We start from the raw sequence: 22744 nt of genomic DNA, 5'->3' as shown, positions 1-22744 counted from the left end.
TCAGTTGCAAACCCCGTATTGTAACGCGGCGCGGCCCTATCAAGTCAGCCGGTGGTGGCGGCCAACGCTTATTAAACCGACATGGCGGGCCGTTTCAGGTATATTTGCCTCACCTCCCTTACTCGCACGGAACCCATCATGCAAATCACCAATCAATTCACCAAATGGCTGCGCCTGGCCTTGAGCGTCACCGTCCTGGCCGGCATCCTGACGGGCTGCGGCTACAACGACTTCCAGAGCAAGGACGAAGCCACCAAGGCCGCCTGGGGCGAAGTGGTCAACCAGTACCAGCGCCGCGCCGACCTGATCCCCAACCTGGTGAACACCGTGAAGGGCTATGCCACGCACGAGCGCGAAACCCTGGAAGCGGTGACCAAGGCGCGCGCCGCCGCCACCAGTTTCCAGATCACGCCCGAAGTGCTGAACGACCCGGCCGCGTTCGAAAAATTCCAGCAAGTGCAGGGCCAGCTGTCGTCGGCCCTGTCGCGCCTGATGGTGGTGTCCGAGAAATACCCGGACCTGAAAGCCGACACCAGCTTCCGCGACCTGCAGTCGCAACTGGAAGGCACGGAAAACCGCATCACCGTGGCGCGCCAGCGTTACATCGTGGCCGTGCAGGATTACAACGTGCATGCGCGCAGCTTCCCGAACAACCTGACAGCCATGGTCTTCGGCTACAAGGTCAAGCCATCGTTCACGGTGGAAAATGAAAAAGCCATCTCGACCGCACCGAGCGTCAACTTTGGCAAATAAGATGAAAGCCTGGTCCTACCTCGCGGCGCTGGCGACGGCGCTGCTGCTGTGGACGATGGCGCCAGCCGGCGCACAGGGCTTGCAACCCGTGCCGCCGCTGGCCGCGCGCGTGACGGACAACGCCGGCATGCTGGACGCCAAGCAGAAAGCGGCGCTGGAAGGCGTGCTGGCCGATTACGAAGCCAAGACGGGCAGCCAGATCGCCGTGCTGCTGGTCAAGAGCACGGAACCGGAAGCCATCGAGCAATACAGCATCCGCGTGACGGATGCCTGGAAGCTGGGCCGCAAGGGCGTCGATGACGGCGTGCTGCTGATGGTGGCGAAGGACAATCCCTCGTCCCTGCGCCGCCTGCGCATCGAAGCGGGCCGTGGCGTGCAGGGCGTGCTGACGGATGCGCAATCGAAACGCATCCTGCAAGACGTGATCGCTCCCCATTTCAAGCAGAATGACTATTACGGCGGCCTGGTGGCCGGCGTGGGGTCGATTGCCACTTTGCTGAACCAGGAGCAATTCCCCGCTCCGGCACAGCAGAAGGCGCCAGCCACCGTGGAAGCGGGCGGCATGACCTTCTGGCTGCCGCTGCTGTTCTTCGGCTTCCTCGTCGTGCTGACCCTGTTCCGCTCGCGCGGCGGCCCCACGCGGCTGCAGCGCGGCAGCAACTGGTCCAGCGGCGCCACCGGCGTCGTGCTGGGCAGCATCCTCAGCCAGGCGCTGAACAACCGCGGTGGCGGAGGAGGCTTCGGTGGCGGCGGTGGTTTTGGCGGTGGCGGTGGCGGCGGTGGTTTCGGTGGCGGCGGCGGCGGCTTTGACGGCGGCGGCGCCTCGGGAGATTGGTAATGACGAAACAACTGACATTCGGACAACGCTGCGGACGGGCCTTGAAACATTTGCGGGGCACGCCGGCGACGGCGCGCCAGGCGTTTCCAGAGCGCACCTTGAAAGCCATCGAGACGGCGATTGCCGACGGTGAAGCGATGCACCAGGCGGAAGTGCGCCTGATCGTCGAAGCGGCCCTGACGCCGGGCATGGCTTACCAGGGCGTGAGCAACCGCGAGCGGGCGCGCGAACTGTTCGCCCAGTATGGCGTGTGGGATACGGAAGACAACGTAGGCGTGCTGATCTACATCAACCTGGCCGAACATCAGGTCGATATCGTCGCCGACCGCAACGTGGGCCGGCGCGTCACGCCGGAGCAGTGGCAAGCCGTATGCCGCACCATGACGAAAGGGTTCAAGGATGGCAATTACCACGACAGTACGCTTGATGCCTTGCAGCAGCTGAATACCTTGCTGCAGAGCCACTTCCCCGCCAACGGCACGCGCGGCAACCAGTTGCCGAACGAACCGATCCTCCTCTGATTCCTGCCCAGGGATTAAAATCTGCCCATTGCCGCGCGGGCCGGTGACCTGGGCAGCGCGGCCCCTATTACCGCCGAGGAGCACACATGAAACTGATCCATAAAACCGCCATCGTGACGGGCGCCACGCAGGGCATCGGCCTGGCTTGCGCCACCCGCCTGATCGCCGAAGGGGCGCAAGTGATGCTGGTCGACATCAAGGAAGAAGGCGCGCAGGCGGCCGCCGCCCTCGGCCCGCAGGCGCGCTTCTTTTGCGCCGACGTCAGCCAGAAGGCGGACGTGGACGCCATGCTGAAGGAAACCCTGGCCCAGTTCGGCCACATCGATATTCTCGTCAACAATGCGGGCGTCACGCACGCGGCCGATTTCCTCGACGTCTGCGAAGACGATTTCGACCGGGTCATGCGCATCAACCTGAAATCGATGTTCCTGTGCGGCCAGGCCGTGGCGCGCGAGATGGTCAAGCGCAACAGCGGCTGCATCATCAATATGTCCAGCGTGAATGCGGAACTGGCGATCCCTAACCAGGTGCCGTACGTGGTGTCGAAGGGCGCCATCAATCAGCTGACCAAGGTCATGGCCTTGAACCTGGCACCGCATGGCGTGCGCGTGAACGGCATCGGTCCCGGCACCATCCTGACGGAACTGGCCAAGCAGGCAGTGCTGTCGAGCCCGGAAGCGCGCCACACGATATTGTCGCGCACGCCGCTGGGCCGCTGCGGCGAGCCGGAGGAAGTGGCCGGCATCGCCGCCTTCCTGGCCAGCGACGACGCCACCTACATGACGGGCCAGACCATCTATGTCGACGGCGGGCGCATGGCGCTCAATTACACGGTGGCCGTGAAGGAATGAAGACAGACGCAGATAGTTATATCAAAAAATAATAATGGTTATCTGAAAAGACCATTAGACACATATCGTGCGACGCAGCATAATGCACCTGTCTCCACTATTCTCCTCCAAGAAAATAGTTTTAAGCCCGCTTTCACCAGCGGGCTTTTTTTTCGCTGTCACTGCTGAAACATGGCTATTCTTGCCATGATGCACAATCTTCCCGCTCCTTCTGCCTGCCGCAAAAAAATGTTGCGGCGTGTCATCAGCACGTCATCTTCGCCCCCTATACTTGCTTCATCTGCTGTACAGGCAACCGATATGCCTGACTACAGACAGGTGTGCCGCGATGGCACACCACTCCCCTTTCATGACCGTGGCGGGCGCCCGCAAGGCGCGCGACACGGTGAGTACCGAGCAACTCTCAACTCTTGACCCATTTCATTTGGGTTTTTGGCCCGCGTCCCCGCGGGCCTTTTTTTGCCTGTACGGCAAGCTCTTGCGCAAAAACACGGTGGCCCGCCCTGCCCATGATATTGTGACGGCCTTTCCACCTGTCCTGACGCCTCATGCCTGCACCCTTGCCCGAACTGTGTTTTGCCGACCGCTACGAACGCCTGCGCTACCGCACGGCGCTGGTGCTCTATGCTCTGGTGATCCTGATCGGCGACATTCCCGGCGTGCGCGCGGACGTGGGTCAATATGCGTCGGGCGGCGTGCTGCATTCCGTCGGCTATGGCGTGCTGGCCCTGATCCTGTTCAGCGGCACGAAAGGCAGCATGGCGCGCCGCGCGCTGCTGTCGGTGCTGATGGTGGCGGCCATGGGTGCGCTGGACGAATTCATCCAGAGTTTCCTGCCTTACCGCCGTGGCGCCGTCAGCGATTGGGTCGTCGATATCACGGCCGCCGCGGCGGTCTGCCTGCCACTGTATTTCCTCTGGCCGAAAATGGTCGCCGCCGCCCTGGTCAAGGACGCGCCGCTGCCCGAAGCCTGAACGGGGGATGGCGCGCGCGTCAGGCGCGATCCGCTTCGCCATCCTGCAATGCCAGCCGCAACTGCCCCTGGCTGCGCTTGCCCAGGCGCCGCATCAGGGCGCGCGTTTCGCGCCGGCTGCCGGCCCCCATGGCGCGTGCCGCGTCGCGCTGCATGTCCAGCAACTGTTCCGAGCGCGCCAGCCGCACCAGGCCGTGCAAGGCCTGGGCCAGCACATGGCGCGCACGGGCATCGCGCGCAGTGCCGCCGATGGCCAGCACCAACTCATCGATCAGTTTTGCTGTAGGGCCAGATGACATTTTTTCTCCCGATTCAACAGTGAGGAAACGTGCAGCCGCACGAAGTGGTAATTGCCAGCATCTTTTATACCAAGCACGGCAATTGGACACTTGATCTAGCTCAATCGGCAACGATGGCCGCCGAACATCCCTGTTCCGCCATGCTCTTACATGCAGCAATCGCCGCTATCCGCAATCACCGCGGGTGCCGATCCTGAGTGTGCGACCATGAGGAGACCAAGATGAGATCGAAAACAACCCTGCTGCTGACCGGCCTGACATGCGCCTTGCTGGCAGCTTGCCATTCCACGGACCAAACCAGCCTGGCGCGCAGCAATAGCGGCGAAACCTATGCCGCGCCGGCCGGCACGACGCCGCAAAGCAGCGTGCCGGCCAGCAGCACGGCCAGTACAGCCGCCGATACCAGCAACGACATGAGCAGCGACGTGAGCAGCGAACTGAGCCAGTCCACCATGAACATCAGTTCAGCCACGGTGCAATCGATCGTAACCGTGCCGCGCAGCATGGACCAAGGCAGTGGCGACATGCAGGCGGGCACGTCGGGCACCGCCGGCAGCACCTCGGGGGCGGCGGGCAACCTGCTGTACCGCGTCACCTTGCGCCTGGACGACGGCACGACGCGCACCTTTGTGCAAAACACCCAGCCCGCCTTCCAGATCGGCGACCGGGTCAGCGTACAAAAAGGCGTACTGCAGCGCTATTGATATTTACCGACACTGGCCGAGGCTGGTCGCAACTGACCGCATCAGGCCAGCGCCAGGGTTAGCGGCCGGCGGCGCCCCTGCACCACGGCCGAAGGCCAGGCCGGGTCGTGCGTCAGGTTGTGCAGTTGGCTGCCGTCGAGCAGAAACGTGTCTTCCACCGTGCTGCCGGGCAGGCTGGGGTGGAAGGCCAGCGCCATGCCCCGCTTGAGGATGATTTCCGTGTGCGCGCCGGCCGCCACTTCGGGTGCCAGGTAGCCATGGATGCCACCCTGCCGGCTGGTGCGCACCGTATCGGGCTGGCCTGCATACGCGTAGGCGCTGTCGAGCGCGTGATATACCATGCTCAGCGCATGGCCCGTTTCGCAAGCGTCGAGCGCCACCGCTTCCAGCGCCAGCATGGCCGCATCGGCATCGTCCATGACCAACGCCGCGCCATCGGCACGATGCTGCGCCGGGCCGAAGCGCCGTTGACGGCTGAGGCTGGCGCACAGGCCGAAACGCCGTCCGCACAGGGCCAGTACGGCTTGCGTGCCCAGCACCGCCTGCGCTGGCGGTGCGCGCCGATAGCGCTGTTGGCGCTCCGCCCCGCTGACCAGCACGTGCACGGCCTGCAAGCCCCGCAACCAGAGCGCGCGCGCGCACGCGGCAGCCAGTTCCAGCTCGCTCCAGTCGGGGCGGGCCTGGCGCAGCGCATCCGCAGCCGCGCTGGCTGCCAGCTGCCCCACCTGCCGGTAGCGCAACTGCTCCGATTCCAGCAGCACCAGACGCTCTTCACGCAGGGCCACGGGCAGGCTGCGTTCGTGCAAGCCGGGCCGGTCCGACAGGACAGGCGCGCCGCCGGCCACATGCCGCACGAAATGCTCGCGCAATTCATACAGCTGCGGCTGCATCCAGGGCGACACCTGCCACGTCCATGGCCCGCGCACTTCTTCCTCGCGCATGCGCATGGCTTCGGCTTCGTCCGTCAAGATGTAGGCGGCGTCGCGCGTCACCAGCACTTCCGCGCAGCCGCACTCGGTCGTATGGTAGTGGCTGTTCGACGCGCCCGCCGTGGCCCACGCAAACCAGTCCACGCCGCGCAGACGCACGGCGCCCGCCCGCTCCTGTTCCAGCCAGCCCCGCATCTGCGCCAGCTTGTGCGCCACTTCCAGTTCCAGCGGCCAGTTCATGTCTTCCCCTCGTGCGGAATCCGGCGCGGCGCTACCCCGCCTGCCCTGCCTGGCGCCAGCCGGGCCTCGTCTTGTTCATGCATAGCTGCTCCCTTCCTACATGGAAACATAAGACTGGCGCGCGCATAAAAAGTTCAGTGCCCGGCTTCGTCTCAGGCTTGCAGTCTATGACTTCCGTCCATTTTTACAAGCCGCTATTTCGCCAGCTCGATCAGCACGGCCGTGTACATCTGCAAGTTCAACAGCAGCTGCTTTTCCGTGATGAACTCGTGTTCGGAATGCCCCGTGTACACGGTGTGCGGCATGGCCGGACCGAAACTGACGGCATTCGGGAACAGGCGCGAATTGGTGCCGCCGCCGATGGCGACCGGCTGCGGATTGATGACGCCCGTGTAGTGTTCGAAGACGGACAGCAAGGTGGGAATCTGCGGCGCCGCCGTCTGCAGCCACGGCTCGCCGATCTGCACCTGCAGGGTAGCCGGCACGTGGCGCCGCGCCTTCCAGCCGTCGAAGGCAGCCGTCATCTGCTGCTGCAACACGGCCGCCGTCTTGCCTTGCGGACGGCGCACATTGATATTCAGTTCCAGCGCGCCGCCGTTCTGTTTCAGTACCGTCGGCGCTACCGTCATCGGCCCCATGAAGCCGTCGCGGTAAGCGATCTGGCCAAAGCGTTCGCCGTAGATTCCAGTACCCACCAGTTCATTCAGGAATGACAGCATGTCAGCCGCCTGCGTGCCCTGCCACGGCCGCACGGCCAGCGCGTCGGCCAGCATGCTGATGGCGTTGACGCCGTCTTCCGGTTTCGACGAGTGGGCCGACACGCCCAGCGCCGTCACCGTCAAGGTGCCGCCATCGCGCGCATACGTGTAGCGCATGCCCTGTTGCTGCTGCGCGCGGGCGCGGATGGCCGCTTCCAGTGCGGCCGGCGCGCGCTCAATGACGGCTTGGGCGTCTTCCGGAATCTGACTGCCGAAAAAGCCGCCCGTCAGCCTCGTCAGCACGGGGCCGCCATCGGCCGGCAAGGCTGTGCGCGGCGGCAAGGTCAGCTTGATGGAACCATAGCCCTTCTCGGCCGTCACCACCGGGTATTCCGCATCGATGGTGATGTTCACTTGCGGCGGCGTATGGTTTTTCAGGAACTGTTTCAGCGGTTCCCAGTCCGATTCCTCGGCCATGTAGACGTACAACTCGATGCGCTTGCTCAGCGGCACCTTTTGATCCTGGATGGCTTTCATCGCGTACAGGGCCGTGGCAATCGGCCCCTTGTCGTCTTCCGTGCCCCGTCCCAGCAATTTTCCAGGTTCGCTGGTGCGGTCCAGCTCGAATGGCGAACGGGCCCATTTGGCGGGGTTCACGGGCTGCACGTCGCCATGCGTGATCACGCCCACCCGTTCGCTGCCACTGCCCATGCCGATGATCAGCACGTGGCCATGATCCTGGAAGTCGAAGCCCAGGCGCTGCGCCTCGGCCGCCAGGTAGCGCTTGAAACCCGTGTGCTGGGGATTGTCGGCAAACGGCACGGCCGGGTCGGCCACCGTGTTGTAGCTGACCATCTTTGCCAGGCTGGCGATCAGCGGTTCGGGGTAGGTGGCCAGCGCGTAGCGGGCCGTCTCCTGCGCCTGCAGGCTGACGGGCGCAGCGTGAACGGAGGGCTGCAGCAGCAGGCCAATCAGGGTCAGCAGGACGGGTTTCTTGAACATGGCGGGACGCATAAAGTAGGGAGGCCAACTCTAGCATCGCCCGCACCGATTTCCAATCGATACGAGTTTTTTACCGATCAGTACGCAAATTCCCGATTCGCATTATCATGTGCACAGCCTGTCATCCCTGCCGTTTCCAAGGCCGACCCTGTTGTCGTCAGGGGATAGACAAATCGTCCATTGTGATTTTCCACCACGTCCCGATATCGCTACCATGATTCCATTTTCCATACTCGACCTGGCCCCCATCGCCGAAGGCAGCGATGCCAGCCAGTCGTTCAAGAACACGCTCGACCTGGCGCAGCACGGCGAACGCTGGGGCTTTAACCGCTACTGGCTGGCCGAACACCACGGCATGCCGGGCATCGCCAGCGCCGCCACGGCCGTCGTCATCGCCCATGTGGCGGCCGGTACGAAAACCATCCGTGTGGGGGCCGGCGGCGTGATGCTGCCGAACCACTCGCCGCTCGTCATCGCGGAACAGTTCGGCACCCTGGAAGCGCTGCATCCGGGCCGCATCGACCTGGGCCTGGGCCGCGCGCCCGGCTCCGACCAGACGACGGCGCGCGCCCTGCGCCGTGACCTGCAGTCCGATGCGGAACAGTTCCCGCAAGACGTGCTGGAATTGATCGACTATATGTCCGACGAGCCGCGCCAGCGCGTGCTGGCCGTGCCCGGCAAGGGCGCGAAAGTGCCCGTGTGGATACTCGGATCCAGCCTGTTCGGCGCCCAGCTGGCCGCCCACCTGGGTTTGCCGTATGCGTTTGCCTCGCACTTCGCGCCGCAAATGATGATGCAAGCCGTGGCCTATTACCGCGAACACTTCAAGCCTTCGAAACAATTGGAGAAACCGTATGTGATGCTGGGCTTTAACGTCTTTGCCGCCGACACGGATGGGGAAGCGCACTTGCGCGCCACGTCGATGCAGCAAGCGTTCGTCAACCTGCGCACGGGTCGCCCGTCGCGTTTGCAGCCGCCCGTGCCCGGTTACCTGGAGCAACTGGGTCCGCAGGAACGCGCCATGCTCGATTCCGTCCTGTCCTGCACGGCCATCGGTGCGCCGGACACCGTCAAGGCAAAAATGGCTGCCTTCATTGCCGAAACGGGCGCCGACGAACTGATGATCACGTCGCAGATCTTCGACCACCAGCACCGGCTGCGCTCGTATGAAATCACGGCGCAGGTGCATGCGGAGCTGGCACGCGGTCATAAAAACGTTTTCTAAACTGTCGCGAGCGGAAGTGAGTTGTGGACGAGACGCGGAGCTGTGCGGATGCACGGGGCCACCGAGGCAGTGAGCATCGCAGGCCGAGACTAACGACGCGCAGTAAGTTTAGAACACGTTTTAACTTCCTCACTCGGTATATCTCCTTATACCCTTTTCCCGGCCGTCGGCAACGATCGCCGGGATTTTTTTGCCTGGCGTTTTTGCCTGCAGGGTTTCCTTCCACCCCGCCGCAAAATCGGCCCTGCCCGGCAAGAAAAGCGCAGCCCCGCTATCATGCTCATCCAAAAGCGTCATTCCAAGAAAGTTGCATCGCATGAAATCTGCACCATCCAATATCGACGCCGGCGCCCTGCTGACGTCGACCCGCATCCTGCTGTTTGCCCTGTCCGCCGGCGTGCTCGTCGCCAGCCTCTACTATGTGCAACCGCTCACTTCCATGCTGGCCGCCTCGTTTGGCGTCAGCGTGCCGCAAGCCGGCTACCTGGTCACGGCCACGCAGATCGGCTATGTGCTGGGCATCGTGTTTCTGGTGCCGCTCAGCGATGTGCTGAACCGCCGCCAGTTGCTGACGTGGATGCTGATCGCCAAGATCGGCGCCCTGCTGCTGGCCGCTACCAGCCAGAATATTATCGTCTTTGCCATCGCCAGCGTCTTGATGGGGATCACATCCAGCGCATTAATGGTTGTCACGGCCATGGTGGCTTCATATGCGCCGGATCACAGCCGGGGCCGCATGGTGGGCACCGTCATGACGGGCTTGTTGTTGGGTATCTTGCTGGCGCGTACCGTGTCCGGCACGGTGTCGCAGATCAGCGGCGGCTGGCGCAGCGTCTACGTGCTGGCCGCCATCGTCGTCGCGGCCCTGCTCGTCATGCTGCGCCGCATCCTGCCAAACGAAGCGCCACGCGGCAAGCTGCAATACGGCAAGCTGTTGGCTTCCTTGGCCGACATCATCCGCCAGGAACCGTTGCTGCGCCAGCGCGCCCTGTTCTCGGGCCTGGGCCTGGGCACCTTCAGCGTGTTCTGGACGGGCCTGACCTTCTTGCTCAGCGGCGCGCCGTATCACTATTCGGAAATGCAGATCGGCCTGTTCGGCCTGGCCGGCGCCACGGGCGCGTTTGCAGCGAATACGGCGGGCCGCATGGCCGACCGCGGCTATGCGCGCCAGGCCACCTGGCTGCTGGCCGTCGCCTCGATCGCGGGCTGGGCCTTGATCGGCTTTGGCGCCCATTCGCTGGTACTGCTATTGATCGGCATCGTCCTGCTGGACATGGGCGTGATGGGCTTGCAAGTAACGCACCAGTCGATCATCTATAAACTGGCGCCGCATGCGCGGGCAAGGGTCACCACGGTCTTTATCGCGGGCGGCTTCATCGGCGCCTCTGCTGGCTCGGCCCTGGCCAGCGCCAGCTTTGCCGCCGGCGGCTGGCCCGCCCTGTGCATGGTCGGTGGCGCCATGCCGCTGTTGCTGCTGCTGGTGTGGAGCAAGTACCGGCACACGCAGCGCAGACTGGAACAGGCGAGCTGAGACGTAAAAAAAACCGCTCAAGATTGAGCGGTTTTTTTATGCCGAGACAGTTACTTCGCCTGCTCGCGCGCCTTGCCAAACGCATCACCCGCCTTCCAGGCCGGCATCCTGGCCGCGTTGGCCACGGCTTGCCCCAGGTTCAAGGTAAATTGCGCCTGCTGCGTCATGCCGGACAAATCCCAGCTGGCATCGTACTCATCGGTGACTTGATGGTAGCGGGGGCCGTAGGCCGCCGCCTTGGCTTTCGACGCGGCCACGTCCTTGATGTACTCGCGTCCGCCATTGATGGAAAACGCGGGCACGCCCGCCTTGGCAAAGCTGAAATGGTCGCTGCGGAAATAGCCGCCCGCCAGGTCGGGACGCGCCTGCGCGATATGCATGCCCATGGCTTTGGCCACCGTGGCTGCCATGGCGCCCAGCTCCGTGCGCTCGCTGCCCTGCGCGCCGATGTCGTGCGTGGCACCGACAAAGTTCAGGCTATCGAGGTTCAGCGCGGCAGCCGTCTTGTTCAGGGGCCACAGCGGGTCGGCCGCATACGCGGCGCTGCCCAGCAAGCCTTGTTCCTCGGCCGCTACCCACAGGAAGATCTGCGTGCGCTTCGCCGGTTTTTTCACGGCTTCCTGCGCCATGGCCAGCAAGCCAGCCGTACCGGAAGCGTTGTCGACGGCGCCGTTGTAGATCGTATCGCCACTATCCCCTTGCTTGCCCAGGTGGTCCCAGTGGCCGCTGTAGATGACGGCTTCCTCTTTCAGTGTCGGGTCGGTGCCCGGCACCATGCCGGCGATATTGAACTGTTCCACCTTGCGCACGGCCGACTTCATTTCGCCGCTCAGCTTGGCGTTCAATGCGACGGCCTTGAAGTCCTTGCTTTCCGCTTGCGCGCGCAAGGCGTCCAGATCCTGCCCACCCGCAGCAAACAGGCGGCGCGCCGCGTCTTCCGCGATCCAGCCCTGCAGCGGCGTGCCGGCAGTGCGGTCAGCCAATTGAAAGCGCTCGCTGCCGCTCCAGCTGTTCTGCACCACGCTCCAGTCGTACGACGCGGACGGTTTCGTGTGGATCAGCAACACGCCAGCCGCGCCCTGGCGTTTGGCTTCCTCGAATTTGTAGGTCCAGCGGCCGTAGTAAGTCAGCGCCTTGCCAGCGAAACGGTTTGGTTCGGCAGCGGTCGGCTGCGGGTCGTTGACCATCATGACGACGATCTTGTTTTTGACATCGACACCCTTGAAATCGTTCCAGCCTTCTTCCGGGGCCGTGATGCCGTAGCCGACAAATACCAGTGGCGCGTCGAAGGTGTGGGCGCCAACGGAGTCGCCCGTAGCCCAGACCCAGTCCGGGCCGAACGCCAGCGGTACGGGCTTGCCGCCCGCCACAGCCTGCAGGCTGCTCTCGGCTGGCAAGGATTTCACGCCGGCGATCTGCACGCTCTGGCGGTAGCTGTTGCCGCGCACGGGTTGCAAGCCGGCCATCTGCGCCTGGGTTTCCAGGTAGGCCACCGTCAGGTCAGCCCCCCGTTGGCCCGTGCCGCGGCCTTCCAGCAAATCGTTGGACAGGAAGGCCAGGTGGGCGCGCAAGGGTGCTTCCTGCACCACGGGCATGCCGGTCGCGGCGTGGGCGGAAAACGCCAGCGCCAGGCTGGAAGCGAGCGCCGTGACGGCCAGGGAAGAAAACAGCTTCTGCATAAGATCCTTTGGGTAAGAGGAGGAAAGCGGTCCGGCGGATGGCCGAGCCGGCGATTGTATGCCATGGGGAAAGATGGATCAAAATGCGGACGAAAAAAATCCCCGCGGCAAGGGCGGGGATTTGGCAGGGAGAACGTTCAGACCAGCAGTGCGGCCGCCAGGGATTCGATCTCTTCGGCCGATTCCTCGAGGATGGTGTGCAAGGTGCTGCCGCCGATGCCGAAGTCGATCTTCGCCGCCGCCTGGCGCCGCGCGGCGCTTTCCGGCGGGTGCAAAGGGGAACCGACGGGCGACAGATCGTTGGCCAGCACCAGGGTCGCGCCCAGGGTGCGGGGCGGGAACGGGCTGCCGCCATGCCACATGCCTTCCACGGCTTGCAAGACCATGTCCGGCACTTGCAACTGGCGCAGCACGCCGCGGCCAATCAGCTTTTCGCCGTATTCGATCCAGTCTTCGGTATTGTCGTCGAGCAAACCCGGATATTCCTCGGCCCGCGACAGCAGATAAAAGCCGCCCACTTCGTGCACGATGGCGGCGAACATGGCCGTTTCCACATCCACGTGCGTGACTTTCCGCGCGATCACCTGGCTCAGCGCGGCCACGTGGGCCGTGTGTTCCCACAGCTTGGCCGCCTTGGCGCGCAATTGCGGGTCGGTAATCTGGCTGCCCAGCTGGCGCACGATGACGGACGCCACCATCGACTTTAATGTGGCAAAACCCAGGCGCGAGACAGCCGCGCGCACATTGGCGATTTCATTGCCGGAACGGTTGTAGGCGGCCGAGTTGGCCAAGGCCACCACCCGGGCCGACAGCAGCGGCTCGGCCATGACCATGCGGGCAGCCGCTTCGATATGGCAATCGGGGTCGTCCAGCGCTTCCTGCAGCTTCAAGGTGGCCTTGACGTTGGCGGGGAACGTCAGCTCGCCCTTGCTCGCTTGCAGCGCGATAATCTTGAATACTTCCAGTCTATCCATGGGTCAATCTCCGGTACGGGCCTGTTCAGGCTCTGCTGTGTGGATGGGCCGGGAATGCGCATGTATCCCCGGCCTGGCTCCCGTTTCCGGCAATATTACAGCAAGTTCAAACTCAAACCTATTACTTTCCGGAAACTTTCCCTGCCACGCCTTCGACAAAATAATCCATCTTCGTCAGCGCCGCATCGTCCAGCACGCCTTTGTCCAGGCGCACCTTGCCGTCGTTATCCTTGATCGGCGCGCTGAAAGGATTGAGCTTGCCAGCAACCAAGTCTTTCTCTCGCGCCAATACAAACTGTTTCACGTCGGCCGGCACGGCGGCGTTGATGCCTTCCAGCTTGACCATGCCATCCTTGATGCCGCCCCAGGTGCTGCTGGACTTCCACGTGCCGTCCAGCACGGCCTGCGCCTGCTTCGTATAGTAGTCGCCCCAATGGTGGGTGACGGCGGCCAGCTGCGCCTTCGGGCCGTACTTTTTCATGTCCGAGTGGTAGGCGATCGCATACTTGCCCTTTTCTTCGGCCGCCTGCACCACGGCGGTCGAGTCCGTGTGGTGGGTGACCACGTCGGCGCCCTGGCCGATCAGGGTGATGGCCGCGTCGCGCTCCTTGCCCGGATCGAACCAGCTATTCACCCACACCACTTTCACTTCCGCCTTGGGGTCGACGCTGCGCATGCCGCGCGTGAAGGCGTTCACGCCCTGCAACACTTCCGGGATGGGAAACGCCGCCACATAACCGGCCACATGGGTCTTGCTCATCTTGCCTGCCAACACGCCGGCCAGGTAGCGGCCCTCGTAGAAGCGCGCGTTGGTATTGGCCACGTTGACGGCCGTCTTGTATCCCGTCAAATGAATGAACTTCACATTAGGAAATTGTTTCGCCACTTTCAAGGTGGGGTTCATGTAGCCGAACGAGGTCGTGATGACCAGCTTGCTGCCCGTTTGCGCCAGGTCGCGGATCACCCTTTCCGCATCGGCGCTTTCCGGTACGTTTTCCACATACTTGGTGGTGATCTTGTTGCCCAGCGCCTTTTCCATTTCCTTGCGGGCCAGATCATGCTGCGTGGTCCAGCCCGCGTCGCCGATAGGGCTGATGTAAACAAAGCCGACATTCAGCGGCGCAGTGGCGGGAGCGGCGGCCATGACGGGCATCAAAACCGCACTGCAAACGGCGGCGCATACTAGTTTCTTGGACATGGTTTTCCTTGTGGTGAGTGATTAATTTCCGGGATTGAAATTTTTCCCCAACGAAGCGGGCATGTTGAGCTTGATGTAATTGGCATTGCTGGAGATCAGCACCAGCACGACGATGGCCGCCACATACGGCAGCATCGACAGCAGTTGCGACGCGATGGGTACGCCCAGCGCCTGCGCGTGAAACGTCAAAATGGTGATGCCGCCAAACAGGTAAGCGCCACCCACCACGCGCGCGGGGCGCCAGGTGGCAAACGTGGTCAACGCCAGCGCGATCCATCCGCGTCCCGCCACCATGCCCTCGACCCACAGGGGCGTGTACACGAGCGATAAAAACGCGCCGGCCAGGCCGCAGCAGGCGCCGCCGAACAGCACGGCCGCCAGGCGGATACGGCGCACGGGATAGCCGAGCGCATGCGCGGACGCGGGCGATTCGCCCACGGCGCGCAGCACGAGTCCCGCCCGCGTGCGGTACAGAAACCAGGCGATGGCCAGGCACAGCAGCAAGGACAAGTACACCATCGGATGCTGGCGGAACAGGGCCGGCCCCAGCACGGGAATATCTTCCAGCAAAGGGATGCCGAAGCGGCCATTCTGCAAGCTGTTGCCCACATACTTCAAGCCGATATACGTCGAGGCACCGGCGCCGAACAGAGATAAAGCCAGGCCCGTCGCGTACTGGTTCGTGCCCAGCCACACGGTCAGCCAGGCAAAGAAGCCAGACAGCACCATGCTGGCGCCCGCCCCCGCCAGAAAGCCCAGGGTAGCACTGCCCGTGTTGACGGCCACGGCAAAGCCCGTGATGGCCGAGACCAGCATCATGCCTTCCGCGCCCAGGTTGACCACGCCTGCCTTTTCATTCACCAATAAACCGAGGGCGGCCAGCATCAGCGGCGTGCCCGCATTGATGCTGGCGGCGACCAGCGGTGCGATGGTCAGCAGCAGGTTATCCATGTTTTCTCCAGCGCAATTTGTATTGAATCAGCACGTCGCAAGCGAGCAAGGCGAACAGCAAGATGCCCTGGAACACGCCCGTGATGGCGCTGGGCAGACCGAGGCGCGACTGCGCCAGTTCGCCGCCGATATAAAACAGGGCCATGACGAAGCTGGAAAAAATCACGCCCACGGGATGCAAGCGTCCGACGAAGGCGACGATGATGGCGGCAAAACCGTAGCCGGGCGAAACCGTGGGCGTCAGCTGCCCCATCGGCCCCAGCACTTCGCAGGCGCCCGCCAGGCCGGACAGGGCGCCGCAAATCAGCAAGGACGACCACAAGGTCTTGCGCGAGGAAAAGCCCGCATACCGGGCGGCGGCCGGCGCCATGCCGCCCACGCGCAGGCGGAAGCCGGCAATGCTTCTGGATAGGTACAGCCAGCCGCCCAGCGAAGCCAGCAAGGCAAACACGATGCCCACGTGCAAGCGCGTATCGCTGATCACCATCGGCAACAGCAAGCCGTCCGACAGCAGTTTCGACTGGGGAAAGTTAAACCCTTCCGGGTCGCGCAGCACGCCATACACGAGATAGCTGAGCAGCAATTGGGCGATGTAGACGAGCATCAGCGAGACGAGGATTTCGCTGGCGTTGTAGCGGTCGCGCAGCCACGCCACCAGTCCCGCCCACGCCATTCCGCCCGCCATGCCGGCCAGCAGGGACACGCCGATGATGGCCGCGCCACCGACGCCATCATCGAGGTACAGGGCGGCCGCGCCGCCGCAGATGGCGCCCAGGGTCAGCTGCCCTTCCGCGCCGATGTTATAGATGTTGGCGCGAAAGCAGATGGCCAGGCCCACGGCGATCAACAGCAGCGGTGCCACCTTGAGGCCCAGCTCGGACCAGCCGTGCGCGTCGCGCAAGGGTTCGACAAAGAAGACGGCCAGTCCCGCCAGCGGATCGTGTCCCAGCGCAAGAAACAGCAGCGCGCCGCACAGCACGGTCAGCAGCACGGCCAGCACGGGCGACAGCCACGACATCAGGCGCGAAGGAGTCGGCCGGGCTTCCAGGCGCAAGGCAAAGTTAGCCATGGGCAGCCTCCTGCGGCCACAGCCCGCTCATCCACTGCCCCACCTGCGCCACGCTGGCCTCGGCCACGTCGAGCGATGGCGAGATTTTTCCCTTCGCCATTACCAGCAAGCGGTCGCTGATGTCGAACAATTCATCGAGCTCTTCCGACACGACCAGCAGCGCGCAACCGGCGTCGCGCAGCGCCAGCAATTCCGCGCGGATTTGCGCGGCCGCACCCACGTCCACGCCCCAGGTCGGCTGCGCCACCACCAGCACGGTGGGCTCGCGCATGACTTCGCGTCCGACTATGTATTTCTGCAAGTTGCCGCCCGACAGGCTGCGCGCCAGCGCCTGCGGCCCGCCCGCCTTCACCTGGAAGCGGGCGATGATGGCGGCCGCCCGCTGCGCGATGACGTTATGCCGCACGAAGCCGTGGCGGATGGTGGCCGGTGTCTGCAAACTGAGCAGCACGTTGTCGGCCAGCCCCATGTCGGGCACGGCGCCGCGTCCCAGCCTTTCTTCCGGCACGAAGCCGAAGCCCAGGGCGCGGCGGCGGCCTGGCGGCAAGCGTCCCGCCGGCGTGCCATTGAGCACGATGCTGGCGGGGGGCGCGCGCATGTCCTCGCCCGACAGGGCGGCCAGCAATTCCTGCTGGCCATTGCCGGACACGCCCGCGATGCCGACGATCTCGCCAGCGCGCACGTCGAAATTGATATCGATCAATTGCGTGGCGAACGGGTGGCTCTTCGGCAAGTTCAAATTCTTGACGCTCAGCATGGCCGCACCGGGCGTGCGCGCCACGCGCGTGACGGCAGGCGGCTCGGCGCCGATCATCATGCGCGACAGGCTGGCCGCCGACTCTTGCGAGGGGTCGCACACGCCCGCATTCTTGCCGGCGCGCACCACCGTGCACGTATGGCACAGGGCGCGGATTTCGTCGAGCTTGTGGCTGATGTACAGGATGCTGCAGCCTTCGGCCGCCAGTTGGCGCAAGGTCGTAAACAGTTTCTCCACGGCGCCCGGCGTCAGCACGGACGTCGGTTCATCGAGGATCAGCAGTTGCGGCTTGGCCAGCAAGGCGCGCACGATTTCCACACGCTGGCATTCGCCGACGGACAAGGTGTGCACGTGGCGCTGCGGTTCCAGGTCCAGGCCGTACTGGCGCGCCGTCGCTTCGATGCGCTGCGCCAGCTCCGCCATGTTGGTGCCGGCGGGCAAACCGAGGGCGATATTTTCCGTCACGGTCAAGGTGTCGAACAGGGAAAAGTGCTGGAACACCATGGCGATGCCCAGCGCCCGCGCGGCCGACGGGTTGGCGATCTCGACTTCGCGGCCATTCCACCGGATGCGGCCGCCGTCGGGTTGCACCGCGCCGTAGATAATTTTCATCAAGGTCGATTTGCCGGCGCCGTTTTCACCGAGCACGGCGTGGATTTGTCCGGGCGCGACGGTGAGACAGATGCCGTCATTGGCCACCACGGCCGGATAGCGCTTGCTGATATCGAGTAATTCCAGGCGTGCCGTCATTGTTTTTTTCGTGCCTCGCTGCAGGGTCGCCGGCGTTGGCGCCGGTGGAGAAATTCAAGCTCTTGTCTCTATCGTATCGGCATCCGCGGCGCTTGGGGGATGGCGTGGCGGCGCGCATTTCTATTTCCGCAAAAAAACAACACCTGTATACAATTTTGAAAAAAATTATCAGCTTTACAGCGGCCGCCTTGCCCCGCAAGGGCGAGAAGGTGCGATGATTATATGCAAGAACTGATAGTAAGTATGCAGATAAAACATATCGCCCAACGCGGCGCTTCTCGCATCATGGATTGAACGGCGCGCAAGTTGCCTCATCGCAGCGCATCGTGCGGGTTACGCCCCCTGCTATTTCATTTCCCGTTTCCCAACACCGCCATCAGGAGCCGAAAGTGCCAAAAACCATACCGTGTCTGTTGCTCTGCCTCACTACCACCCTCGGCGTGGGCGCAACCGCCCAGGCTGCCGAATGGAGCGATACCGCGCTGAGCTGGCGCGCCGGCAATGACTACCGCGAGCCGTTCAATCCCGACGACATCAAGAAAAACATCTTCGCCATCACGCACGCCAGCGGCTACAAATACGGCAGCAACTTCGTCAACCTGGATTTCCTGATCTCCGACAGCAATGACCCTGGCGCGCTGGGCAAGACGTCCGGCGCGCAGGAAGCGTACCTGGTGTACCGCAACACCATCGACATCGGCAAGGTGCGCGGCAGCGACATCAAGTTCGGCCCCGTGCGCGGCGTCGGCCTCACCCTGGGTTTCGACGTCAACACGAAAAATGACGTCGGCTACAACTCGCGCAAGCGCATGCTGGTGGCCGGCCCGACACTGATGTGGGACGTGCCCGGCTTCTTCAACACCAGCCTGCTGTTGCTGCGCGAAAGCAACGCCCCCAGCGGCGCCTTCCCGCCCATCTCGCAAGTGACGGGCCGCTACACGTATAAGACGCATGCCATGCTGACGGGCGCCTGGGGCATCCCCCTGTCGCCGCTATTCTCGTTCGAAGGTTTCTTTAACCTCATCGATTCAAAAGGCAACGATGAAGTGGGCCGCAAGACGGCGGTGGAAACGAATATCGACATGCAAGTGATGTTCGACGTGGGCGCGGCCCTGGGCAGCCCGAAAAACACTTTCCGCGTGGGCCTGGAATACCAGTACTGGAAGAACAAGTTCGGCAACTCGCCCGCCACCACGGGCAACGTGGGGCAAACGGCGAAGACGCCGATGATACGCGCGGAGTACCATTTCTAAAATTCATTGTTACGCATCAACACCCACCTTCGCGCCTGATGCCAGCATGAAGCTTTCCTGCTGGCGGAGAGCGCGACCGTGGAACAACTACTGCCGTATTACGAGCGTGAGCTGGGCCTGTTCCGCCAGTACACGCGCGAATTTTCCAGCCGCTATCCGAAGGCGGCCGGGCGCCTGCTGATCGCCGGCGAGACGTGCGAAGACCCGCACATCGAGCGCCTGATCCAGTCTGTTGCCCTGCTCACGGCGCGCGTGTCAAAACGCCTCGACGACGCCTATCCGCAATTTACCAACTCCTTGCTGGAAACCCTGTACCCGCACTACCTGCGGCCCTTTCCCTCGTGCTCCATCGTGCGCATCGCCGCCGATGAAGCGCCGAGCGGCGGCCAGCTGGCCCAGCCTGTGCACATTGCGCGCGGCACGGTGCTGCGCTCGCATCCGGTGCAGGGCGTGGCCTGCAAGTTCACCAGCGCGTACGACGTGACCCTGGCGCCGCTGGCCATTACGCGTCTGCATTTCTCGCCGCTCATCGACGCGCCGCCCGGCCTGCGCCTGCCCGCCGGCGCCAGCGCCTTGCTCAGCATGCAGTTCACCAGCAGCAGCGAGCAGTACCACCTGGACCAGGCCGGCTTTGCCAGCCTGCGCCTGTTTGCCGATGGCGAACCGTCCGTGCGCGCGGCCCTGCTCGACGCCCTGTTCCTGCACGGCGCGGGAGCGTACGTGGCGCTGGACGAACACGGCCCGTGGCTGGCCGTCGACGGCACCGTGCTGGCGCCGGCCGGCTATGCGGAGGACGACGCGCTGATCCCCATTTCCGCCCGTTCGCACCCGGCCCTGCGCCTGCTGACCGAGTATTTTGCGTTTCCGGAAAAATTCCATTTCATCGATATCGCATGGTCCCTGCTGGCCGCCCTGCTGCCAAAACAGTGCCGCCAGTTCACCCTGCACCTGCCGCTCATGGGCGTGCGCAGCGACAGCCACGAGGCGCGGCTCTTGTCCTGCGTCAGCCCCGATAATCTCTTGCTCGGCTGCACGCCCGTCGTCAACCTGTTCGCCAAGTCCGGCGTGCCGATCCGCCTCACGCATACCGAGCCCGATTACGCGCTGGTGGCCGATGCCACGCACGCGTTTGCCTACGACATCCACAACATCGAGGCCGTCACCGTGGTGCGCAAGGACCAGGCCGGCGAGCGCCTCAGCACTTTCTTGCCACTGTATGCCTCGCTGCAGGGTTCTCAGGTAGAACAGGGCCAGGAGCATGGTCAATACTGGCTGGCGCGCCGCGACGAAGCCGTGGCCGCCATCAGCCCCGGCCATGAAATGCGGCTGAGCCTGATCGACCCGCAGTTTTCACCAGGCAGCGCGGCCTGCGCCACCGTCTCGACGCAGCTGCTGTGCAGCAACCGCGACTTGCCCACGCAGTTGCATTACGGCTTGCCCGGTGGCGACCTGCTGGCCGAAGACGTGCCCGACGGCATCCCTGCGCGCTTCCTGCGCAAGCCCACGCCCAGCCTGCGTTTCCTGGCGGACACGCACTGGCGCCTGATTGCGCACCTGTCGCTCAATTACTCCAGCCTGACGCAAGCGGGCCTGGCCGAATTCCAGAAAATGCTCAGCCTGTACGACCTGCCCCGCTCGCCCACCACGCAGCGCCTGATCCACGGCATCGTCACGCTCGAACACGGCAGCACGCGCGCGTGGATGCCCACCGTGCCGTTTCCCACCCTGATGCCCGGCATCGCCATCCGCCTGGGCATCGATGAGCAAGCCTTCGTCGGCTGCAGCATCCATATCTTTGCCCAGGTGCTGCAGCGCTATTTCGCCCTGAACAGCCAACTCAACTGTTTTAGCCAACTGACGCTGCTGTCGCACCGCAGCGGCGAGGAACTCCTGCGATGCCCGGAACGCAGCGCCGACGCCACCCCAGCGTGATCCAGCAATTGCTCGACGCGCCGCAGCGCTTCGAGTGCTTCCAGGCGCTGCGCCTGCTGCTGGCGTGGCTGGCCGAACACGGCATCGACGAACACACGGCGTTGGCAAAGCTCGTGCGCTTCGACAATAGCGTCTCGCTGCGCTTTCCCGCCAGCCAGGTCGAAGCGCTCGCGACCGGCGGCATCGAGGATGCCGATGCCCTGCTGCTGGCGCTGCTGTCCGGCCACGGCAAGCCCATCCACCTCACGCCCGCCTTCATGGGCCTGCTGGGTTGCCAGGGCAGCTTGCCCAGCCACTATTCGGAGCGCATCGCCGCGCACCAGCACAGCGAACGCGTCACCGGCCCGCGCGCCTTTCTCGACCTGTTTTCCAGCCGCGCCGTGGCCCTGTTTTATCAGGCCTGGCAAAAATACCGCGTCGAGCAAGCCGGCCACAGCGGGGACTTCCTGTCGCGCCTGCTGGCTCTGGCCGCATGCCAGCCGGGCCAGGGCCAGGACGAGGCCGCCGCCGGCCTGTACAGCGGCTTGCTGCAGCAGCGCAACCTCTCGTCCATCGTCATGGCGCGCATCCTTGCCGACCACTTCGGCGTGCCCTGCCATATCGACGAGGCGACGGGAGCCAGGGACGTGCTGGCGCCGCGCGAACAGACGGCGCTGGGCATGGCCAATGCCGTGCTGGGCCAGCGCGCCACCGTCGGCGAGCGCTGCCGCCGCCCCGACCTGGCCGTGCGCCTGCGCCTCGGTCCGCTCACTGCCAAGCAGCACGCCAGCTTCCTGCCGCGCGCCGCTGGCAGCCAAGCGCTGCGGCACATGCTGATGCTGTTCAGCCAGCCGCTCGTGCGCTACGACATCGTGCTGGTGCTGCGCGCCAGCGATGTGCAAGGGACGACGTTGACGGCAGCGCCACAAGGCGGCCTCGGCTGCAACAGTTTCCTTGGCGATGCGGCAACGCCGCGCCACCGCGATGACAAACATTACGAAATGCACTTGATGCCCTCATTCAACGATTGATCCTTGCGGCTGCGCAAAACGCTTGTGTTCGCTATTGCTACAGTCGGCCAACGATCCCTACCGTGAAGCGATGCGCGATGAGCGAGTTCCCCGATACGACGACGGCATGGGCGGCATTGACGGGCGACATGCAGGGTCAGCGCCTGCTGCGCCTGCGCTTTCCGCATGGCGACGGCCCCGCCGGCATCCGCTTCCTCGCCAACAGCCTGTCCGCCAGCGAAAGCCTGTCGCGCGACTTTTCCTATGTGGTGGAAATGCTGTCCGACGATGCCAGCATCGCGCTCGACAAGGTGCTGACCATCGAACTTTTACACACAAATCATCCGCACAAAATATTGAGTCCAACAAAGAAATTAAAGGAGAAAAAATTATGGAAAAAGTCCGAAAATTTGATGACAAAATTTCTGGATAATACTTTAGATATATAACAATTGCCTATATTGATTTTGAAAAAAACAAAAATATTGAAGATTTCATTATCTACATAAAAGATGATGATAATGAAATAGAGTTAACATTCCACCCAAGTCTTGCAAAGGGAGAGAGTCCAATGCTAGGAGGAAAAACCTCGCTGGGTCGGACGGTGGTTTATCTTATCTCAAAAAAA

General features: G+C 63.5%; 21 protein-coding genes. 12 read left to right on the top strand and 9 right to left on the bottom strand.

The window, feature by feature from the left end; all coding sequences use genetic code 11:
- The first annotated feature begins 138 nt into the window (after positions 1 to 138).
- The 5 genes from SJI03_RS13040 to SJI03_RS13020 all read left to right on the top strand — a co-directional run bounded on the left by SJI03_RS13040 (position 139) and on the right by SJI03_RS13020 (position 3937).
- Complete coding sequence (locus SJI03_RS13040; protein ID WP_099379481.1) at positions 139 to 753, top strand: LemA family protein; 615 nt, start codon at positions 139 to 141, stop codon at positions 751 to 753.
- A gap of 1 nt (position 754) precedes the next feature.
- Positions 755 to 1591 carry a TPM domain-containing protein gene (locus SJI03_RS13035; RefSeq protein ID WP_099379482.1) on the top strand — a complete coding sequence of 279 codons (837 nt, stop codon included), beginning with the start codon at positions 755 to 757 and terminating at the stop codon, positions 1589 to 1591.
- Complete coding sequence (locus SJI03_RS13030; protein WP_099379483.1) at positions 1591 to 2112, top strand: TPM domain-containing protein; 522 nt, start codon at positions 1591 to 1593, stop codon at positions 2110 to 2112. The genes SJI03_RS13035 and SJI03_RS13030 overlap by 1 nt, the downstream gene beginning before the upstream one ends.
- Positions 2113 to 2198: 86 nt before the next feature.
- Positions 2199 to 2963, top strand: a complete 765-nt coding sequence (locus SJI03_RS13025) for an SDR family oxidoreductase (protein WP_322427455.1) — start codon at positions 2199 to 2201, stop codon at positions 2961 to 2963.
- Between the two features lie 548 nt (positions 2964 to 3511).
- Complete coding sequence (locus SJI03_RS13020) at positions 3512 to 3937, top strand: VanZ family protein (RefSeq protein WP_233516266.1); 426 nt, start codon at positions 3512 to 3514, stop codon at positions 3935 to 3937.
- A gap of 19 nt (positions 3938 to 3956) precedes the next feature.
- On the opposite strand, the gene SJI03_RS13015 is transcribed toward SJI03_RS13020, so the two are convergent.
- Positions 3957 to 4235: a hypothetical protein gene (locus tag SJI03_RS13015; protein ID WP_158301289.1), complete on the bottom strand. Its 279-nt coding sequence runs from the start codon at positions 4233 to 4235 to the stop codon at positions 3957 to 3959.
- Between the two features lie 221 nt (positions 4236 to 4456).
- Between SJI03_RS13015 and SJI03_RS13010 the strand changes: the two genes are divergently transcribed.
- Positions 4457 to 4939: a hypothetical protein gene (locus tag SJI03_RS13010; protein ID WP_322427454.1), complete on the top strand. Its 483-nt coding sequence runs from the start codon at positions 4457 to 4459 to the stop codon at positions 4937 to 4939.
- Positions 4940 to 4980: 41 nt separating this feature from the next.
- On the opposite strand, the gene SJI03_RS13005 is transcribed toward SJI03_RS13010, so the two are convergent.
- Together SJI03_RS13005 and SJI03_RS13000 are read right to left on the bottom strand one after the other, a co-directional pair.
- The gene (locus SJI03_RS13005; protein WP_322427453.1) at positions 4981 to 6108 is read right to left on the bottom strand and encodes a peptidase M24; all 1128 of its coding nucleotides are present in this window, start codon (positions 6106 to 6108) and stop codon (positions 4981 to 4983) included.
- Positions 6109 to 6302: 194 nt separating this feature from the next.
- Positions 6303 to 7808: a dipeptidase gene (locus SJI03_RS13000; protein WP_322427452.1), complete on the bottom strand. Its 1506-nt coding sequence runs from the start codon at positions 7806 to 7808 to the stop codon at positions 6303 to 6305.
- Between the two features lie 214 nt (positions 7809 to 8022).
- On the opposite strand from SJI03_RS13000, the gene SJI03_RS12995 reads away from it, so the two are divergent.
- Together SJI03_RS12995 and SJI03_RS12990 are read left to right on the top strand one after the other, a co-directional pair.
- Positions 8023 to 9033: an LLM class flavin-dependent oxidoreductase gene (locus tag SJI03_RS12995; protein WP_322427451.1), complete on the top strand. Its 1011-nt coding sequence runs from the start codon at positions 8023 to 8025 to the stop codon at positions 9031 to 9033.
- Positions 9034 to 9349: 316 nt separating this feature from the next.
- Complete coding sequence (locus tag SJI03_RS12990) at positions 9350 to 10564, top strand: MFS transporter (protein ID WP_099379491.1); 1215 nt, start codon at positions 9350 to 9352, stop codon at positions 10562 to 10564.
- Positions 10565 to 10614: 50 nt separating this feature from the next.
- Here the strand turns inward: SJI03_RS12990 and SJI03_RS12985 are convergent, their stop codons facing one another.
- From SJI03_RS12985 to SJI03_RS12960, 6 genes are all read right to left on the bottom strand, one after another.
- On the bottom strand, positions 10615 to 12243 hold the full coding sequence (locus tag SJI03_RS12985; RefSeq protein WP_322427450.1) for a M28 family peptidase: 1629 nt from the start codon (positions 12241 to 12243) through the stop codon (positions 10615 to 10617).
- Positions 12244 to 12380: 137 nt separating this feature from the next.
- The gene (locus SJI03_RS12980) at positions 12381 to 13217 is read right to left on the bottom strand and encodes an HDOD domain-containing protein (protein ID WP_099379493.1); all 837 of its coding nucleotides are present in this window, start codon (positions 13215 to 13217) and stop codon (positions 12381 to 12383) included.
- A gap of 121 nt (positions 13218 to 13338) precedes the next feature.
- Positions 13339 to 14415, bottom strand: coding sequence for a BMP family ABC transporter substrate-binding protein (locus tag SJI03_RS12975; RefSeq protein ID WP_322427449.1), 1077 nt, complete (start codon positions 14413 to 14415; stop codon positions 13339 to 13341).
- A gap of 21 nt (positions 14416 to 14436) precedes the next feature.
- Positions 14437 to 15366 (bottom strand): ABC transporter permease, encoded by a 930-nt coding sequence (locus tag SJI03_RS12970; protein ID WP_322427448.1) that lies wholly within the window; start codon positions 15364 to 15366, stop codon positions 14437 to 14439.
- Positions 15359 to 16435, bottom strand: a complete 1077-nt coding sequence (locus SJI03_RS12965) for an ABC transporter permease (RefSeq protein ID WP_322427447.1) — start codon at positions 16433 to 16435, stop codon at positions 15359 to 15361. The genes SJI03_RS12970 and SJI03_RS12965 overlap by 8 nt, the downstream gene beginning before the upstream one ends.
- Positions 16428 to 17942 (bottom strand): ABC transporter ATP-binding protein, encoded by a 1515-nt coding sequence (locus SJI03_RS12960; protein WP_322427446.1) that lies wholly within the window; start codon positions 17940 to 17942, stop codon positions 16428 to 16430. The genes SJI03_RS12965 and SJI03_RS12960 overlap by 8 nt, the downstream gene beginning before the upstream one ends.
- A 440-nt stretch (positions 17943 to 18382) precedes the next feature.
- Here SJI03_RS12960 and SJI03_RS12955 point away from each other — a divergent pair, with 440 nt between their 5' ends.
- The 4 genes from SJI03_RS12955 (at position 18383) to SJI03_RS12940 (ending at position 22565) form a co-directional block, all read left to right on the top strand.
- Positions 18383 to 19195: an outer envelope protein gene (locus tag SJI03_RS12955; RefSeq protein ID WP_322427680.1), complete on the top strand. Its 813-nt coding sequence runs from the start codon at positions 18383 to 18385 to the stop codon at positions 19193 to 19195.
- Positions 19196 to 19273: 78 nt separating this feature from the next.
- Positions 19274 to 21127, top strand: coding sequence for a type VI secretion system baseplate subunit TssF (gene tssF, locus SJI03_RS12950; protein WP_322427445.1), 1854 nt, complete (start codon positions 19274 to 19276; stop codon positions 21125 to 21127).
- Positions 21091 to 22137 (top strand): type VI secretion system baseplate subunit TssG, encoded by a 1047-nt coding sequence (tssG, locus tag SJI03_RS12945; RefSeq protein WP_099379500.1) that lies wholly within the window; start codon positions 21091 to 21093, stop codon positions 22135 to 22137. The genes tssF and tssG overlap by 37 nt, the downstream gene beginning before the upstream one ends.
- Before the next feature lie 77 nt (positions 22138 to 22214).
- Entirely contained in the window at positions 22215 to 22565 is a 351-nt protein-coding gene (locus SJI03_RS12940) for a hypothetical protein (RefSeq protein WP_199534458.1), read from the top strand.
- Positions 22566 to 22744 lie beyond the last annotated feature (179 nt).

This window comes from Janthinobacterium sp. GMG1, from assembly GCF_034427795.1.
Lineage (GTDB): Bacteria > Pseudomonadota > Gammaproteobacteria > Burkholderiales > Burkholderiaceae_D > Janthinobacterium.
This window is presented reverse-complemented; position numbering and strand designations above follow the sequence as displayed.

Excerpts from the sequence above, each read along its gene's own strand:
- SJI03_RS12965 (WP_322427447.1), bottom strand. The coding sequence starts at position 16,435 with ATGGCTAACTTTGCCTTGCGCCTGGAAGCCCGGCCGACTCCTTCGCGC.
- SJI03_RS12960 (WP_322427446.1), bottom strand. The coding sequence starts at position 17,942 with ATGACGGCACGCCTGGAATTACTCGATATCAGCAAGCGCTATCCGGCC.
- SJI03_RS12975 (WP_322427449.1), bottom strand. The coding sequence starts at position 14,415 with ATGTCCAAGAAACTAGTATGCGCCGCCGTTTGCAGTGCGGTTTTGATG.
- SJI03_RS13040 (WP_099379481.1), top strand. The coding sequence starts at position 139 with ATGCAAATCACCAATCAATTCACCAAATGGCTGCGCCTGGCCTTGAGC.
- SJI03_RS12995 (WP_322427451.1), top strand. The coding sequence starts at position 8,023 with ATGATTCCATTTTCCATACTCGACCTGGCCCCCATCGCCGAAGGCAGC.
- SJI03_RS13035 (WP_099379482.1), top strand. The coding sequence starts at position 755 with ATGAAAGCCTGGTCCTACCTCGCGGCGCTGGCGACGGCGCTGCTGCTG.
- SJI03_RS13005 (WP_322427453.1), bottom strand. The coding sequence starts at position 6,108 with ATGAACTGGCCGCTGGAACTGGAAGTGGCGCACAAGCTGGCGCAGATG.
- SJI03_RS13025 (WP_322427455.1), top strand. The coding sequence starts at position 2,199 with ATGAAACTGATCCATAAAACCGCCATCGTGACGGGCGCCACGCAGGGC.
- SJI03_RS12985 (WP_322427450.1), bottom strand. The coding sequence starts at position 12,243 with ATGCAGAAGCTGTTTTCTTCCCTGGCCGTCACGGCGCTCGCTTCCAGC.
- SJI03_RS13000 (WP_322427452.1), bottom strand. The coding sequence starts at position 7,808 with ATGTTCAAGAAACCCGTCCTGCTGACCCTGATTGGCCTGCTGCTGCAG.
- tssG (WP_099379500.1), top strand. The coding sequence starts at position 21,091 with ATGCCCGGAACGCAGCGCCGACGCCACCCCAGCGTGATCCAGCAATTG.
- SJI03_RS13010 (WP_322427454.1), top strand. The coding sequence starts at position 4,457 with ATGAGATCGAAAACAACCCTGCTGCTGACCGGCCTGACATGCGCCTTG.
- SJI03_RS12970 (WP_322427448.1), bottom strand. The coding sequence starts at position 15,366 with ATGGATAACCTGCTGCTGACCATCGCACCGCTGGTCGCCGCCAGCATC.
- SJI03_RS12980 (WP_099379493.1), bottom strand. The coding sequence starts at position 13,217 with ATGGATAGACTGGAAGTATTCAAGATTATCGCGCTGCAAGCGAGCAAG.
- SJI03_RS13030 (WP_099379483.1), top strand. The coding sequence starts at position 1,591 with ATGACGAAACAACTGACATTCGGACAACGCTGCGGACGGGCCTTGAAA.
- SJI03_RS13015 (WP_158301289.1), bottom strand. The coding sequence starts at position 4,235 with ATGTCATCTGGCCCTACAGCAAAACTGATCGATGAGTTGGTGCTGGCC.
- SJI03_RS13020 (WP_233516266.1), top strand. The coding sequence starts at position 3,512 with ATGCCTGCACCCTTGCCCGAACTGTGTTTTGCCGACCGCTACGAACGC.
- SJI03_RS12940 (WP_199534458.1), top strand. The coding sequence starts at position 22,215 with ATGAGCGAGTTCCCCGATACGACGACGGCATGGGCGGCATTGACGGGC.
- SJI03_RS12990 (WP_099379491.1), top strand. The coding sequence starts at position 9,350 with ATGAAATCTGCACCATCCAATATCGACGCCGGCGCCCTGCTGACGTCG.